Source organism: Paraburkholderia phymatum (assembly GCF_038900715.1).
GTDB lineage: Bacteria > Pseudomonadota > Gammaproteobacteria > Burkholderiales > Burkholderiaceae > Paraburkholderia > Paraburkholderia phymatum_A.
Genome location: NZ_JAYMRZ010000016.1, coordinates 19,149 through 35,941, shown reverse-complemented (window position 1 = coordinate 35,941; position 16,793 = coordinate 19,149). Strand labels below are relative to the sequence as shown.

12 protein-coding genes are annotated in these 16,793 nt (G+C 61.8%); 3 read left to right on the top strand and 9 right to left on the bottom strand.

Annotated features, from left to right (window positions below; all coding sequences use genetic code 11):
- Positions 1–54 precede the first annotated feature (54 nt).
- From VSR68_RS26320 to VSR68_RS26305, 4 genes are all read right to left on the bottom strand, one after another.
- Entirely contained in the window at positions 55–1,272 is a 1,218-nt protein-coding gene (locus VSR68_RS26320) for a mandelate racemase/muconate lactonizing enzyme family protein (protein ID WP_342942645.1), read from the bottom strand.
- Positions 1,273–2,595 (bottom strand): MFS transporter, encoded by a 1,323-nt coding sequence (locus VSR68_RS26315; protein WP_342942644.1) that lies wholly within the window; start codon positions 2,593–2,595, stop codon positions 1,273–1,275.
- Between the two features lie 146 nt (positions 2,596–2,741).
- Complete coding sequence (gene aldA, locus VSR68_RS26310) at positions 2,742–4,166, bottom strand: aldehyde dehydrogenase (protein ID WP_342942643.1); 1,425 nt, start codon at positions 4,164–4,166, stop codon at positions 2,742–2,744.
- A 407-nt stretch (positions 4,167–4,573) separates the two neighbouring features.
- Positions 4,574–5,326, bottom strand: a complete 753-nt coding sequence (locus VSR68_RS26305; RefSeq protein WP_342942642.1) for an H-NS histone family protein — start codon at positions 5,324–5,326, stop codon at positions 4,574–4,576.
- 438 nt (positions 5,327–5,764) lie between these two features.
- On the opposite strand from VSR68_RS26305, the gene VSR68_RS26300 reads away from it, so the two are divergent.
- On the top strand, positions 5,765–7,780 hold the full coding sequence (locus VSR68_RS26300; RefSeq protein ID WP_342942641.1) for a bifunctional DedA family/phosphatase PAP2 family protein: 2,016 nt from the start codon (positions 5,765–5,767) through the stop codon (positions 7,778–7,780).
- Between the two features lie 121 nt (positions 7,781–7,901).
- On the top strand, positions 7,902–8,969 hold the full coding sequence (locus VSR68_RS26295; RefSeq protein ID WP_342942640.1) for a VTT domain-containing protein: 1,068 nt from the start codon (positions 7,902–7,904) through the stop codon (positions 8,967–8,969).
- A 201-nt stretch (positions 8,970–9,170) separates the two neighbouring features.
- On the opposite strand, the gene VSR68_RS26290 is transcribed toward VSR68_RS26295, so the two are convergent.
- On the bottom strand, positions 9,171–10,250 hold the full coding sequence (locus VSR68_RS26290) for a diguanylate cyclase (protein ID WP_342942639.1): 1,080 nt from the start codon (positions 10,248–10,250) through the stop codon (positions 9,171–9,173).
- Positions 10,251–10,460: 210 nt separating this feature from the next.
- Complete coding sequence (locus VSR68_RS26285; RefSeq protein ID WP_342942638.1) at positions 10,461–11,402, bottom strand: LysR substrate-binding domain-containing protein; 942 nt, start codon at positions 11,400–11,402, stop codon at positions 10,461–10,463.
- A 285-nt stretch (positions 11,403–11,687) separates the two neighbouring features.
- Here VSR68_RS26285 and VSR68_RS26280 point away from each other — a divergent pair, with 285 nt between their 5' ends.
- On the top strand, positions 11,688–13,280 hold the full coding sequence (locus VSR68_RS26280; protein WP_342942637.1) for an inorganic phosphate transporter: 1,593 nt from the start codon (positions 11,688–11,690) through the stop codon (positions 13,278–13,280).
- A gap of 100 nt (positions 13,281–13,380) precedes the next feature.
- Here VSR68_RS26280 and ppk2 read toward each other — a convergent pair whose 3' ends face one another.
- From ppk2 to ggt, 3 genes are all read right to left on the bottom strand, one after another.
- The gene (gene ppk2, locus VSR68_RS26275) at positions 13,381–14,307 is read right to left on the bottom strand and encodes a polyphosphate kinase 2 (protein WP_342942636.1); all 927 of its coding nucleotides are present in this window, start codon (positions 14,305–14,307) and stop codon (positions 13,381–13,383) included.
- Between the two features lie 169 nt (positions 14,308–14,476).
- Positions 14,477–14,863, bottom strand: a complete 387-nt coding sequence (locus tag VSR68_RS26270) for a VOC family protein (protein ID WP_342942635.1) — start codon at positions 14,861–14,863, stop codon at positions 14,477–14,479.
- A gap of 101 nt (positions 14,864–14,964) precedes the next feature.
- The gene (ggt, locus tag VSR68_RS26265; RefSeq protein ID WP_342942634.1) at positions 14,965–16,698 is read right to left on the bottom strand and encodes a gamma-glutamyltransferase; all 1,734 of its coding nucleotides are present in this window, start codon (positions 16,696–16,698) and stop codon (positions 14,965–14,967) included.
- Positions 16,699–16,793 lie beyond the last annotated feature (95 nt).

Here is a 16,793-nt window from a genome sequence, read left to right as displayed (position 1 = left end):
CTTATCCGCCCGCAGGCGTCCATCCGTGGAATACGTTGAGGCCCGTTCGCGCATTCAGCCTTTGGCGGGCGCGAGATCCTTCACGTCGAAGGGCCGCGACGCCATTTGCAAATGCAGCCGCGTACCCGTGTACGGCGTGTGCTGCTGCACGACTTCCATGTTCAACTCGACGCCGAGGCCCGGTTCCGTCGACGGAATGATGTAGCCGTCTTCCCAGCGAATCGGCGTCTTGAGGATTTCAGCGTGGAAACCGTCCCACGTGCCGATGCTTTCCTGAATCAGGAAATTCGGCGTACATGTGGCGAGCTGAATGCTCGCGGCAGCGCCGATCGGCCCGTTGTACAGATGCGGTGCGATCTGCGCGTAATGCACTTCGGCGAGGCTCGCTACTTTTTTCGCTTCGAGCAGCCCGCCGACGCGCGCGACGTTCAATTGCAGAATCGACGCGCCGCCTGCTTGCAGCAGCTTGAAGAATTCATACTTTGTCGTCAGGCGCTCGCCTGCCGCGATGGGAATGCTCGTGTGTGCGGCGACTTGCGCCATTGCGTCTTCCTGACCCGGCGGTACGGGCTCTTCGAACCACAGCGGGTCGAATTTTTCGAGGCGCTTCGCGAGGCGGATCGCCGACGACGGCACCATCTGCCCATGTGTGCCGAACAGCAGATCGGCCTTGCTGCCGACAGCCTCGCGCACCTTGCGGCAGAACATTTCGCAACGGTCCAGTACTTCGAGCGACAACTGGTGGCCCGAGTAAGCCGTGTAAGGTCCCGCCGGATCGAACTTCACGGCCGTAAAGCCGCGCTTGACGTTTTCGGCCGCGCATTCGGCGGCGAGATCGGAATCGTCGTAGTCGTACTCGCCACGGCGATTCTTCGGGTACAGGTACGTGTACGAACGCAGGCGCTCGTGCACGCGGCCGCCCAGCAATTCGTACACCGGCTTGTTCGCCGCCTTGCCGATGATGTCCCAGCACGCCATTTCGAGGCCGCTCACGACGCCCATCATCGTCAGATCGGGACGCTGCGTAAAGCCGCTCGAATACGCTTCACGCCACAGGCGTTCGATATGGTGCGGGTCCTTGTCGAGCAGATAGCGGGTGAACACATCGTCGATGACGTGCGTCATCGCATTCGGATGAAACGTGGCCGAATAGATTTCGCCGACGCCTTCAATGCCGCAATCCGTCTTCAGCTTGACGAAGATCCAGTACATGCCGCCGATATGCGGCGGAGGTACGGCGACGACATGCGTTTCGAGCGAGACGACTTTCATTTACGCACCTTCTTTTCTGTTGAGCATATTGCGCAGCACGAGGCCCGCGCAGCCGCCGACGGCGGACACGGCAGCCACGTAGCCGAAGTACATTTGATAACCGTGCACGCCCGGGAATGTCTGCGTCAGATAGCCGTTGATGAGCGGCAGGAACACGTCAGGCGAATAGCCGAGCACGGAGATCAGGCCGATCGCGAGGCCCATCGTTTGCACGGGCACATTGCAGCGGTCGAGCAACGACCAGTAGAGGCCGCGAATCGCGTAAGTGAGCACGCCGATAAAAAGCACGAGGAACACGAGCAGCACGTGGCTGCTGATCTTCGGCGCGGCGATCAGGCCGATCAGCGACAGCGACGCAAGAAAGAGCGCGATGATCAGCACCGTCACTTTCGAAAAGCGGTCGCCGAGAAAACCACCGCCGATGCCGCCGATGGGACGCATCCACAGCTTGAGCGTCGTGATCGTGCCCGCCATCACCACCGACAGGCCGATCTCGCCTTCATGCAGATAAGCCGAGAAGCTATAGGTCGCCCAGAACACCTGATACCCGCAGAACACGATCGCCGCGACGAGCCACAGCTCTGGAATCTTCGCGAGCGTAAGCAGATCGCCGATCACGTTGCCGCGCTTTGCAGCTTGCGCGCTGCTCGTCTGTTCCGCTTGCGACGAAGGGTCCTTGACGAGCGCGAGCAGCACGCCCAGCCCGACGCAAAGGAACGCGTACATATAGACGACGAACCGGAAGCCGACGGCAGCCGGTTCGCCCTTCGTCTGCGTGATCCACGCGAAGAGCGTGATCGCGATCGTCGCGAGCATCGCTTCGACGAGTCCCCGGCCACCGTCGAGAAAGCCGAAGAAACGGCCCTGCTCGTCGTGACCGGCGATCAGCGTCACGCGCTTGATCACGGCCGCCCAGAACGTCAGGCCCGTCGACAGACCCCAGCCGCCGAAGATCATCAGCAGCAGATCGAACGACGGCGCAGTCGAATACAGCAGGCCAAGCACGCCCGTTGCAACGAGCGAAAAGCTGATCAGCACGCGCGGCGCGATGCGATCCGCGAGCCAGCCGCTCGGCAGATAGCTCAGCAGAAAGATCGTGCCGAGCATCGAGTACAAATAGCCAAGCTGGCTTTCGGTGATGTGGAAGACTTCCAGCATCGTCGGCTGATAGACCTGGCGCAAGTAGAGAATCGGATAGATTGCACCGGCTGCAATGACGAGCAGCAGCAATTGCACATAGCGCTGCGCGTTGCTGGCGGATTGAACGGTCGATGCATCGGAACGGCGTGCGGAGACGTCCGTTTTCAGAGATGGGCTTGCCACTGAGGTGCTCCTGTGGAGACGCGCGAGGAGCACGGCATGCGCCGTGACGTCGTGTCTCCAGATGTTGTTATGAATGCGGCGCAGCGCATGCTTGCTGCGGCTGAGGAAAAAGCGCACCCGCTTGCGCGGAATGCGCTTTGAAAGGATCAGTACTTCATGACGACGAGACGCGTCTGCGTGAATTCGAGCATGCCGTGCTTGCCGTCGTCGCCGCCGAGACCCGAGCGCTTCCAGCCTGCGTGAAAGCCCTGATACGGGTCGGCGGGCGTGCGGTTCACGTAGAGTTCGCCGGCTTCGATGTGGTTGGCGACTTTCATCGTCGTGCGGTAGTTCTCGGTGTAAAGCACCGACGAAAGACCGAATTGATGGTCGTTGGCCATGTGCAGCGCTTCGTCGAGCGTGCTGTAGCGCACGACGGGCATGATCGGGCCGAAGGTTTCTTCCCGGATGATCTCCATGTCCTGACGGCAATTCGTCAACAGCGTCGCAGGATAGAAGAAGCCCTTGCCTTCGGGCATCACGCCGCCCGTTTCGAGCTTCGCGCCGTCGGCAATCGCGCGCTGGACCATTGCGTGAATCGACTGGCGCGATGCTTCGTTGACGAGCGGGCCCATCAGCGAAGCATCGACGCTGCGGTCGCCGCTTTTCACGGCGCTCATATGCTGCTTCAACAGCGCGACGAACTGGTCGTGCACGCTCTCATGCACGTAGACGCGTTCGATTGCCGTGCAAAGCTGTCCGCAATGCGTGGTCTTCGAGCCGACGAGTTCTCGCGCGGCTTTCTCGAGATCGGCATCCGGCTCGATGATGGCGGGCGTCTTGCCGCCCAGTTCCAGCGACGGCTTCGCAATGTTCGCCTTGCAATAGTCGAGCACCTTGCGGCCCGCGCCGACGCTGCCCGTGAGCGTAATCATGCCGACGGCGGGATGCGTGCACACGGCCTCGGCCGTCGCGTGGCTCATCGCGAGAATGTTGACCACGCCCGGCGGCAATTCGGCGCGCGCGATGGCTTTAGCGATTTCGAATGCGGAAGTCGGCGTGTTGTTGCTCGGACGCACGACGACGGCATTGCCCGCGATCAACGCCGGCGCGACCTTGCGCATCAACGTGTAGACGGGGTAATTGAATGGAATCAAACACGCGACGACGCCGATCGGCTCGCGATGCAGCACGAGATTTTCGTCGGGCGTGTCGCTCGGAATGACTTCGCCTTCGATACGGCGCGCCCATTCGGCGTGATAGCGCGTGATCTGGCCGGCGTAGACGGCTTCGTTCGTCGCATCGGCGACGCTCTTGCCGGACTCCTGCGCGAGCGCCGCGCCGATGGCGGGCGCGCAGTCGGTCAGGGCATCCGCGAGCCGGTGCAGATACACGGCGCGCCCGGCGGCGGGCAATGCGCGCCATTGCTTCTGCGCGGCAGCGGCCGCATCGACGGCCGCAATCGCCTCTTGGCGCGATGCGCCCGACACTTGCGCGATCAACGCCTCGGTGGCGGGGTTATAGACGGAGATGAGTTCGTCGGTTGCGGGTTCGATGAACTGGCCGCTTACGAAATTCCGGTCGAGTCGCATGGTCCTTGCCTCGTGACGCGTGCGCAAAGCACGTTACCGGCCGCCATTCGAAGCGCTTTAAAGCGATTCGAAACCTGCAGCCGGCGCATGACCCGGATTCTTCTCTGCGCCATTACGACCCGCAAGCGAGTATTTCGACCGGCAAGCATTCGAAAAACTCATGTTCATAGAGCGAATTGACGCGCAGACGAACCAAGCGCCAACGGATCGGACACAATGTGTGGAAATGCGTCTATTCGACTGCTGCTTTAAGGACGCGGAAAACGGCGGCATTGCCGTCGAGCGAGCCGGCGTCGCGCCGGCTGCAAATGACGGCGCGGCGGTTGATGCACCGCGCCGGGGGAATTGGCCGGACCTCGCAAGATCCGGCCGGGTCGTGTCGAAGCGTTCCGAGTGGGACGCGCGTCTCAAGCCTCGCCGGTTGTCTCGGCGGGCGTCTGCACTGCCGCCGGTGTTTCGACGACGGGCTCCACGGTCTTCACGGGCGCCTTCTTCGCGCTCACTTTTCTTGCGGCACCCTTCTTTGCGGGCGCTTTGGCCGCGGTAGCTTTCCTGGCAACCGCTTTCTTTGCGACCGCTTTCTTTGCAGCCGTCGGCGCCGCCGATTTGGCAGTGGTCTTTCTGGCTGCTGTCTTCTTGCCGGCAGCCTTGACGACCGCTTTCTTCGCGACCTTGCCCGCTGCGGACTTCGCCGTCACTGTTTTCTTTGCCGCCGTCTTCTTTGCGGTTGCCTTCTTTGCAACTGCCTTTTTAGCAGCCGTCTTTTTCGCGGCTGCCTTGACGGTCACAGCCGGTTCGGAAACAGCCTCAGCCGGATCGATCAGAAACTTGCTGCGGTCTTTCACGTTCTTGATCCATGCCGGCGGACGCGCATGACCGCTCCACGTCGCGCCCGTCTTCGGATCGCGATACTTGGGCGGCAGCTTGCCTTTGGTGGCCGCCGCCGGCTTTGCCTTGCCGCCCGCAACACCGAGACGCTCCGCACGCGCGCGATCGCGCCGGGCCTTGGCACGCTGCTCGATGTCTTCCGTCGTGAGACCGTGCTTGATCATCAGTTCGCGGATCTGGTCCAGGGCGCCCTGAGCACGTTGAGTGACGATCGCTTCGGCCTGGGTTTGCAGCTTCTTTATACGTGCCTGGATAGATTCCAATGTCGCCATTATTGCCTCCCTTTGAATTGCATAGGCCGACTATGCCACGGAATTGCTTAGAAGCGCTATGGTTTTGAAGCGTGAATAAGACAATCGTTGCGCATTTATAAGGCTTTCGCCCTTAAGACTCGCATAAGGTTTGTAACACCTGGCGGGCAAGGCGGCTTTGACGCGCTTTAAAGAACATCGAAGCAGCTTTGCACTCCCGTTGAAACCCCTTTGAAGCGTCGCGCCTTGAAACGTCGCCTCCGCGGCATTGCGAGTCGCAAGAATAAGCAGTGGCTTTCGAACGTTGAGTCTCCATATCCTGCTTGTGATGCGTAGCCGCATGTCTGCGCCCGGCATGAGCACACTGGTAGACTTTAGTGGAATGATTTGCGCGCCATGCGCGTCACCGTGCTGCGTCGCCGTGCTCTTGGATAGCAGCTTCAATACCCGGAGAAATCCATGGAGCACGCGTATGTCCAGTTGCTGCACCTGCTCGCAGGCCATGCGGCATGGACGTTGGTCGTCGTCTTTCTTGCGGCCTTTCTCGAAGCGGTCGCGATCGTCGGCACCTTCGTGCCGGGCAGCACGGCGATGTTCATCGCAGGCGCGCTCGTCGGCACGGGCACGCTGAACCTCGGCTGGCTGCTCGCGTGTGCGATTGCGGGCGCCGTCGCGGGCGACGGAATGAGCTACTGGATCGGCCGCCGCTATAAAGACAGGATCGGCAGGCTCTGGCCGTTCAGCACGCATCCGGGCCTGCTCGAAAGCGGCCAGAAGCACTTCGACAAACACGGCGCAAAGAGCGTCGTCTTCGCGCGCTTCGCCGCGCCGCTGCGTGCCGTCGTGCCCGTGGTCGCGGGCATGCTCGAAATGCCGCCCGCGCGCTTCTACGCGATGAACCTGCTCTCGGCGTTGCTATGGGCGCCCGCGCATATTCTGCCCGGCGTCGTGTTCGGCGCGTCGATCCAGCTGGCGGGCGCCGTGTCGTTCCGCCTCGTCGCCGCGCTCGCGATCGTCGTCGCCCTCGTGTGGGTCTGCTTCTGGATCATGCGCGTGGTGGTCTCGCATGCGCGGGCATGGGCGAGCGCATCGCGCCAGAGCATTCTGAACTGGGCACGCCATCACGAAGCGCCATACGGCCGGCTGATCTATCGCATCGTCGATCCCGAACGCGAAGCCATTGGCCTGCTCGTCGGCATCTCGGTGTTCGTGCTGTTGTGCGCGGGCGTATTCTTCGGCGTCATGCAGGACGTCGTGGCGGGCGATCCGCTCGTTCAGGTGGACATGTCCGTCTATCGCTTCCTGCAATCGTCGCGCGCGCCGTGGATAGACGAAGCGCTTGCGCGCGCTTCGACGCTCGGCAGCATTCCCACGCTGATGGCGCTCGTCATCACGTCCGTCATTCTGATGGCCTATGAGAAGCGCTGGCGCACGCTCATCTACTGGCTCGTCGCCGTGCTGTTCTCGCAACTGCTGATCTTCGCAATGCAGGTGATCGTCCATCACGCGCCGCCGGCCGCCACGCAGCCCGATCTCTACGCGTTTCCCAGCAATCACGTTGCGGCGAGCGTCACGGTCTATGGCTTTCTCGCATTCGTCGTCGCGCGGCGCGTCGGCATGCTGACGGGCATCGCGGTCACGGCGCTTGCTACGCTGATCGTGATCGTCATCGCGTTCGCGGGCCTGTACTCGGGACGCTTCGCGTTCTCCGATGCCGTCGGCGGCGCGGCATTCGCGGCAGTGTGGGTGGCCGTCGTCGCGCTGACGGCCGTATGGCGGCACCCTGAAACGCCGCCGTTGCGCGAAGCCATGCCTGCCGTTCTGCTCGCGGTGCTGTGCGCGAGCGTGGGCTTGCAGATCGGCTTGGGACGCCAACCTGATGCGCCAAGACCCATGCGCGAACGGCCACCTATCGTCGTGACGCAAGCGCAATGGACGGACTCGCTGTGGAAGATCTTTCCCTGCTACCGCTCCGACATGGAGGGCGACCGGCGCGAGCCGATCACCTTGCAATGGTCAGCCGATCCGCAGCAGATCGTCGCGCAGTTGCGCAGCCGCGGCTGGCTGGAGGGCACGCGTTTCAATGCGCGCAGCCTGTTTTCGCTAGTGTCGCCCGACGTGCCCGCGATGGATTTGCCCGTTCTGCCCAAGCTCAACGACGGCGAACCGTCGATGCTCGTCTTCAGCAAACAGCGCAATCGCCGCGACGAGCGCGACGTGCTGCGTTTCTGGCGCACGGGCTATGCCGTTGCGCGCCGCGAAGGCATTGCGCCCACGCCGATCTGGCTCGGCTCGCTCGTACACGAACGACTGCTGAGGCCGTCGTGGCCCTTCAACGTGTTGCGCACTGACCGGCAACTCGATCCGCTCATCTCGTCGAAATCGCGTGACGGCGAGTGGCGAGAGCTCGAAATCTCGCGCAGCATCGGATGCACCGACATTCCTGTCACGCTGCTTGCGTCGAACCGGCGCTAGTCTTGCGTATCTTTTCGCTTCTGCCTGACGCGCCCTTACGTTGGTACGCGCGATGCGTTTAGCCGTGCAACAATGAGCGGCTGCCGCCGCGAACCGCACGACAGCAACGCGAGACGAAGCGATGCAACGCGCCAAGGAGTCGCTGCAATTGGTCGAGTTCCACCCGTCGGCAATATCTACCTGGGGCGCAACCGTCGTTTTCGCGAACGTGCTGCTCACGCGCCTCGGCGTTCCCGTGCCCGCCGTGCCCGTGCTGCTGCTTGCGGGGACGGCCATCGCGAACGGCCATCTGTCGTTCTGGCATGTGCTGACGGCGGCCCTCGCAGGCGCGCTGATTGGCGACGGCACGTGGTTCCTTGCGGGCCGCCTGCTCGGCCGACGGCTGATCCGCGCGCTCGCCCGCCTCTCCGCTGCCGTCGAAGCGCACATGCGCAAAGCGCGCGCGCTTTTCGTTCGCTTTGGCCCGGCCATCGTGTCGGTGTCGAAGTTCGTGCCGGGGCTCGCGATCATCACGCCGCCGTTGATGGGCACGACGCGCGTCGGCGCCGTGATTTTTTTCGCGTGGGATGCCGTGGGCATCGTCGCGTGGGCGACGTTCTGGCTGCTCGGCGGCGCGATATTCGAGCATCAGCTCAGCCTGTTGATTTTCGAAGTGCGGGCTCATGGCTGGACGATCGTCGATGTGCTGTTCGCAATCGCGATCGTTTATCTGGCGTTCCGCCTGATCCAGCGCTGGCGGCTGCAACAGCCTCTGTCGCTTGCGCCCGTCTCGCCCGAACAGCTCGACGCGATGATGCACGCCGACAAGCCGCCCATCGTGCTCGACGCCCGCCCCGCAGCGGTGCGAGCACGGGCGCCCCAGCGCATTCCCGGCGCGCTGCCGCTCGACATCGATTCGCCGGATACCGTCGACGCCGCCTTGCTCGCGCGCGATGTCGTCGTCTATTGCGTTTGCGCCGACGACGTCACGGCGAAAGCGCTGTCGCGGCATATGCGAAGCAAAGGCTTTACGCGGGTCCGCGCGATAAGAGGCGGGCTCGACGCGTGGGAGCGGCGTGGCTATGCAGTCGAGCCTTCGAGCACCGACGAAGAGATCGCCGCGCATCCCGCGCGCGAAAAGAGCCGCGCACTGCGTGACGAGCGCGGCATCACGCTGCGCGGTATTGCGCCGAGGGGGGCCGTTTCCTGAACAGCGCATTCGATGTGTACGCGATTCGATGTCGGCAAGCGCCTCGACGCGTAGTATCGGCCGACTTGCTACGTCGTCAAATCGGCGCTATTCGGTTCGATTTTCGCGGGCATTATTTAAAGCACTCTAAAGGTGCTTTGCGTGAGCACTATTTGTTAGGCGTGTGTGTCTTGAGCCTGCGTTAGCGCGGCCCGCGCCGCTTTAGCCGCGCGCGACTTCCTGCACGGGCGCGAGTCCGCCGACGACGATCCGGTCACGCCCTGTCGCCTTCGCCTGATACAGGCTGCGGTCGGCTTCGAGTAGCCACGTGTGATAGTCGAAGATATCGTCGGTGAGTTGGGCGATGCCCACGCTGATCGTACACGGGCATTCCGCCGATGCCTCTTTGCACTTGTCGCGCACGCGCTGCAGCAGCGCTTTCGCGACGGCGTGCGCCTCGCGCAGCGTCGCGCCGGGCAGCACGATGCCGAATTCCTCGCCGCCGTAGCGCCCAATGCTGTCGCCCGCGCGGAAATGGCGGCGCAGCAGATCCGCGAATGCCTGTAGCACGGCGTCGCCAGCAGGATGGCCCATCGTATCGTTGATGCGCTTGAAGTGATCGAGGTCGATCAGCAGAAGGCATGACGCGTAGCGGTTCGCGCGGCATCGCTCGAACTCGTCGGCGAGCAGCCCTTCCCAATGCCGCCGGTTCCACAGGCGCGTCAAGCCGTCCGTGCGGCTCAGACGTTCCAGTTCCCGCGTGCGCTGCGCAAGCTCCAGCGACAGGCGGTAGCTCGTCAAGCCCAATGCGAGCGGATAAACGAAAAGGAACGGCAGACACCCGAGTATGACCGGCATCTGCGATATCGGCGAAAAGACGAAGCCTAAGGTGACAAGCCCCACGATCAAACCGAGACCATGCGCGACCACGCCGCGTGCAAATAGCCTGATACCGCCTGCGGCGATGTTGTCCATGCCGAGCATCGCGAGAATCAGCACGCTGGGCAAGACATTGAACTGCATCGCGACGACCCAGAAGCCGCCCAGCAGCGCATCGACCATCAGGTTCACGCGCTCGCCGCGAGAAGGCACGGCACAGGCGAGTGCGGCACGCCGCGCGACATACGGCCAGAAGAAGCCATGGAACACGAGCAGCGTCCACAGCAAGAAGCCGCGATGCTGTTGCGCGAATACGGAAGCGACGCAGAAGAAGCCAAATCCCAGCCCGGCAATGCGCAAACGGTAGATGCGCTCGACAAAGCGTGTCCCTTGCGCGGCCTTGCTATTCGTTGCCAACTTCATCGCTCTCTGAGCAAGTGACTACGGGGATACAGGCACGCGCGACGGTCATTGCGCGTGGTGCGTGGACTTTCAATGCAGACGCAACGTCATGGATTGATATAAAAATAATACCAGTGCCGCAGCGTGCAATGCGTCCCTTTGACGAGTGGAAGCGCTTCTGTCGCGCGCGTGTGTTGTTTTCCCACAAGAGGCGATCGAGCCTGGGTGTGGTCAATGGCCGCTTATCAGCGGCACGGCCAATGCCGCCGATGTTTCAAAGCTGCGCTGCGTCAGCCACACTTCCTGTTGCAGCCAGTCGCGAAAGACGGCTACATGCGGCAGCTCGCCTTGCTCGGGCCGCGTCACGAACCAATAGGACTGGTGCCCATCGACGTGCACGTTCAACACTTGCACGAGCTGTCCATTGGCAAGCTCTTGAGCAATCATATGACGATCGGCAATCGTGATGCCGAGGCCGTCGATGGCCGCGCGAATCGCGTGATCGAGCAGATCGAATTCGAAGCCACCCGACGTATCGACGCCCTCGATGCCCGCCGCCTTCAACCAGTGATGCCACGTCAGATAGCGCTGGTTGTCGCTTGCCAATACGTGCAGCAGCGTGAACTGGTTGAGGTCGATGCCCGCGCTTCCCGCCTGGCGCGCGAGCAGCGCGGGTGAACACACGGCAATGTGCTGCTCGTTCATCAGCAGCACATTGTCGAGCCCTTCCCATTCGCCATTGCCAAAGCGAATCGCGCAGTCGAGTACGCTCGATTCGGCGAGATCGTCTTCAAGACGCGTCGACAGGCTCAATTCGAGTTCGGGCCGATCCGCACGCAGGCGGCCTAGCCGCGGCAAGAGCCAGCGGCTTGCAAACGTGGGCGGCACATTGATCCGCAGACGATTGAGGTGCGTCTTCTCCTGAATGCTGCGCACGGTCCATTCTATTTTGTCGAATGAATGCTGTAAGGCCTGCAAAAGCACGCGGCCGGACGCCGTCAGATCGAGATGATGATGCCGCCGCTGCAGCAGCGATTCGCCAAGCTGTTCTTCGAGTTGACGCACCTGACGGCTCACCGCGCTTTGCGTGACATTCAGCAGTTCTGCGGCGCGCGTAAAGCTGCCGGTGCGGCCGGCGACTTCAAAGGCTTTGAGCGCATTGAGCGCTGGCATTTTTCTTTTCAAGGATGTCTCTTTCTCAAAGGCCGCCAAAGGGTGGTCAAGGACGCATTTTAGCGTTTGGGCCGACGCGCCCTTCTTCGCGCTCTTCTACGCGCTTTTCTTTTAAGGCACTACAACATCGGATGCGCGCAACAGCATGCATCGCCGCTCCAAAACCCCTTGATTCAGGGCATAAACGTTAAGGGGACGGCATCCGTCATGCCGTTGTCATCGTACAGACATACTGGCCTTGCAGCATCGTAAATCCCCCCGAACCTTCCCCCCGAGGCCCAGGCCATGCCGGAACTCTCATACCCGCAACCAGGTACTGCAACCGCAAAGAACCGCAATTTGGGCGTCGCCGTCTTTCTGATCGCGCTCGTCGCGGGCGCCATCTATTGCGCGTTCCAGTTGATCGGCGACCTCGAACCCGTGCGCATGGGTTCGTTCGTTCCATATCTGCTGCTTGGTGTTGCTCTATTGATCGCGCTCGGCTTCGAATTCGTCAACGGCTTTCATGACACGGCGAACGCGGTCGCGACCGTCATCTATACGCACTCGCTGACGCCTAGCGTGGCCGTCGTCTGGTCGGGCACATGGAATTTTCTCGGCGTGCTGACTTCGACGGGCGCGGTCGCATTCGGCATCCTCCAATTGCTGCCCGTCGAACTGATTTTGCAGGTGGGCAGCAGCGCCGGCTTCGCGATGGTCTTCGCGCTGCTGATCGCCGCGATCATCTGGAATCTCGGCACGTGGTGGTTCGGCTTGCCGTCGTCGAGCTCGCATACGCTGATCGGCTCGATCATCGGCGTCGGCTTGATGAACCAGATGCTGCACGGCCCGAACGGCACGAGCGGCGTCGACTGGGCGCAAGCGCTCGGTGTCGGCAAATCGCTGCTGTTTTCTCCCATCGTCGGCTTCCTGCTGGCAGCGCTGCTGCTGCTGATCCTCAAGGCGGTCGTGCGCGTGCCCGCGCTCTATTCCGAGCCGAAGGGCAAAGAGCCGCCGCCGTTCTGGATTCGCGCGCTGCTGATCCTGACCTGCACGGGCGTTTCATTCGCGCACGGTTCGAACGATGGCCAGAAGGGCATGGGCCTCATCATGCTGATCCTGATCGGCACGGTGCCGACGGCATATGCGCTGAACAAGGCCGTCACCGCAGCGGAAACGCAGACGTTCCTCGCGGTTTCGCAGCAAGCTTCGGCCACGCTCGGCAAGTATGCGACCGGGGGCACGCCGCCGCCCGTCGCCGAGGCGCGCGCCGAAGTGGAGAACTACGTGCGCACGCGTCAGCTGACGCCCGCGACGGTGCCCGCGCTGCAGAAGCTGTCGGAACTGATCGGCCAGCAGGTCGGCGCGTCGGGTTCGATGGCGAACGTGCCGCAAGATCTCGTCGATAACGTTCGCAACAACATGTATGTGGCGTCCGAGGCGATCCGTCTGATGGAAAAAGCGAAGCAGCCTGCGTTTGCACCGGACGACGCCAAGGCCATCGACAACTTCAAGAAGCAGATGGATCACGCGACGAAGTTCATTCCGACATGGGTCAAGGTCGCGGTGGCGATTGCGCTGGGCCTCGGCACGATGGTGGGCTGGAAGCGGATCGTCGTGACGGTGGGCGAAAAGATCGGCAAGCAGCATCTGACCTATGGCCAGGGCGCGTCGGCCGAGCTCGTCGCGATGGTGACGATCGGTGCCGCCGACGTCTACGGCCTGCCCGTCTCGACGACGCACGTGCTGTCGTCGGGCGTCGCGGGCACGATGGCGGCAAACGGCTCGGGACTGCAATGGGGCACCGTGCGCAGCCTCGTGCTGGCATGGGTGTTGACGCTGCCGGCGTCGATTGCGTTGTCCGCGTGCCTGTACTGGGTGTTCCGGCATACGTTCTGATCGACGGCCTTTCGCCCGAGAGGGCGAACAAAAAAGCGCGGCCAACAAGCCGCGCTTTTCATTTGAGCCCTATGACCAAGGCCTACGAACAGGGTATCGATCAATAGACTTCGGGCACGATCATCGACGACGGCACAGGCTGGCGAATGTATTCGTCGTGATACACGCGTTCCGGCAATACGATGGACGGATGTTCGATCTCGTGATACGGAACCTGGCTCAGCAGATGATGAATGCAATTAAGGCGCGCGCGCTTCTTGTCGACGGCCTGCACGACCCACCACGGCGCCTCGGGGATATGCGAGCGCTGCAGCATCACTTCCTTGGCTTGCGTGTAGTCCTCCCAACGCCTGCGGCTTTCGAGATCCATCGGGCTCAGCTTCCATTGCTTGAGCGGATCTTGAATGCGCGCCTGGAAGCGGATTTCCTGTTCTTCGTCGGTGATGGAGAACCAGTACTTGAGGATCTGGACGCCGCTGCGCACCAGCATCTTTTCGAATTCGGGTACTGAGCGGAAAAACTCTTCGTACTCGTCGTCGTTACAAAAGCCCATGACGCGTTCGACGCCCGCGCGGTTGTACCAGCTGCGATCGAACAGCACCATTTCGCCGCCCGCGGGAAGATGGCTCACATAGCGCTGGAAGTACCATTGCGTGCGCTCGCGGTTGTTCGGTGCGGGCAGCGCGGCGACGCGGCACACACGCGGATTCAGCCGCTGCGTGATGCGCTTGATCGCGCCGCCCTTGCCTGCAGCATCGCGGCCCTCGAAGATCACGACGAGGCGATGTCCCGTCTTGACGATCCAGTCCTGGAGTTTGACGAGTTCGCCTTGCAGCCGGAACAATTCGCGGAAATAGTGCTTGCGGGCTTCGCGTGCCTCGGGCGTAAAGCCCTCCGAGCCGTCGAGAATACGGTCGTCCACTTCCATTTCCAGTTCCTCGTCGTACGCGTCGACAAGGTCTTCTTCGAAACGGCGCTGCCGGGCGGTGAGCGCCGCGCCGTCAAATTCCTGCTCGGATTCCTTCATCACAGTGGCTCCTGGTTTCTTCCATTCCACGGAAGGGGATTACTCTGCGCGTGGGCTCTTGTGATTGTGGCGATTGTGGGTGTCATTCATATTACTCCACCTGCCGCTGTGCCCGACGGCGCGCCAGCAGCGGCTTTCCTTGCAGTTGCGCGGCGGCAGATGAGTAGTGTTAAAGCCTCTTTGCAATACTGATCTCATGTCCATCGGGATCGCAGATATGAAAGTACCGCTCGCCCCATGAAGCATCGGCGGGCGCGGACTCGGGCGTGAATCCCGCCGCAAGCGCCTTGCGATAGACAGCGTCCACGTCGGACACGTGAACGATAACCCGTCCCCACCAAAGAACGGGCCCGCGCGTATCGACGATCAGATTCAGATAGGTGCCGCCGAATGCAAACGACGTGAACGCTTCGGACGGCCCGCCATAAGAAAGCGGAAACCCGAGCGCGAGGTAAAACGCAACGGCGCGCTGCATGTCGTGCGTCGCCAGCGTGACGGCGCTCAATCCTTCGAAGCGCGGCCCGGTGGCATCGTTCTGTGAGACTGGCTGATTCATCGCTCTCTCCCGCAGCTGAAAGTGAAAACAGCGGACACCGCCATTCCGGCAATGCCCGCTGCAAAGCGAATCAACACGACGTGCCGATGCACGTCACGCCATTACGGTATCACTCGCGTCACACCGCGTCCACGCGGGTCGGATACGGGTTGCGGCGTCTCGCCGTTGATCTTGATCGCCTGAATGTCGCCGTTGAAGTTCTGTGCCTGCAACGTGTAGCCCTTCGCTTCGACCTGCTTCGCGAGGTCTCCGTCGATCGGCTTGTACGGCTCCCAGAAAATCGTGTTCGGCGGCAACAGCTGATGGTGGAAACGCATCGCGGCAACGGCTTCGTTCAACGGCATGTTGAAGTCGTACACGTTGTTGATCACCTGGAAGATCGACGTGAAGATGCGCGAGCCGCCCGGCGTGCCGATCACGAGCGACACCTTGCCGTCCTTCGTCAGAATGGTCGGCGTCATCGACGACAACGGACGCTTCTTCGGCTCGATCGAATTCGCGTCGCTGCCCACCACGCCGAACATGTTCGGCACGCCCGGCTTCGACGCGAAGTCGTCCATCTCGTCGTTCAGCACGATGCCCGTGCCTTCCGCCACGACACCCGAGCCGAAATAGCCGTTGATCGTGTACGTGTTCGAGACGGCGTTACCCCACTTGTCGACCACGGAAAAATGCGTCGTCTCCGCCTTCTCGGGCATCGACGTGCCCAGCCCCGGCTGCACGCTCTTCGTGTCCGACGGCGTCGTCGGATTCACTTCCGATGCGCGCTTGGCGATATACGCGTCGTCGGTCAGTTGCGTAATCGGCACCTTGTAGAAGTCGGGATCGCCAAGGTATTGCGCGCGGTCCGCAAACACGCGCTTTTCGATTTCCGAAACCAGATGGATGTACTGCGGCGAATTGAGCTCGACATTATTGAAGTCGTCCTTGCGGTCCGCCTTCATCTTCAGCAATTGCACGAGGCCGATACCGCCCGAGCTAGGAGGCGGTGCAGTGATCACGCGATAGCCGTTCCAGTTCGCCTGGACGGGCTGACGCCATACGGCCTTGTACTCCTGCAAGTCGCGCTTCGTGATGAGGCCGTGGTCCTTCTTCATCGACGCGGCGATCAGGTCGGCCGTCTTGCCGTTATAGAACTCGCGCGCGCCCTGATTCGCAATGCGCGTCAGCACGGCTGCCAGATCCGGCTGCTTGAAATTGACGCCCTGCTTCAGATTGCCGAAATAGGTGTCGAAATTCGTTTTGCCGCCAAAGTCCTTTTCCGCATTTTCGCGGCGCTGCGCAAGCTGCTCGTCGACTTCGAATCCATCGCGCGCGTATTTGATCGCGGGCGCCAGCACCTGCTTCCACGTCAGCTTGCCGAAGCGATGCTGCGCTTCCCACATGCCCGCAACCGTTCCCGGAACGCCAACGGCATCGGCGCCAAAGAGGCTCTTGCCCTTGATGACGTTGCCCTGCTCGTCGAGATACATCGTGCGCGTCGCAGCAAGCGGCGCACGCTCGCGATAGTCGATGAAATACGGCTTGCCGTTGATGTACAGCGTCATGAAACCGCCGCCGCCGATATTGCCCGCTTCGGGATACGTGACAGCCAGTGTGAACGCAATCGCGACGGCAGCATCGACGGCATTGCCGCCTTCCTTGAAGATCTGCTCGGCGGCATCGGCGCTGTACTTGTCCGCGACGGCCACGGCCGACGCATCGAGTACGACTTTCTGTTTGGGAGGGGCCTTGGCGTAGGCCGGTGCGGATTCGAGAAATCCCGCGGATGTTGCGAAAAGCCCGGCCACTGCCAGGGCTGTTGCAGAGAACTTTGCTTTATCGATTAGTTTCAATGCGTGTCTCCAAAGACATTCTTCCGGTTCAGGAACGAAAAGCCTGTCTTTGGGCTTATAACACGCAATGCGCACAAATGCGAAGCGGCCCCATG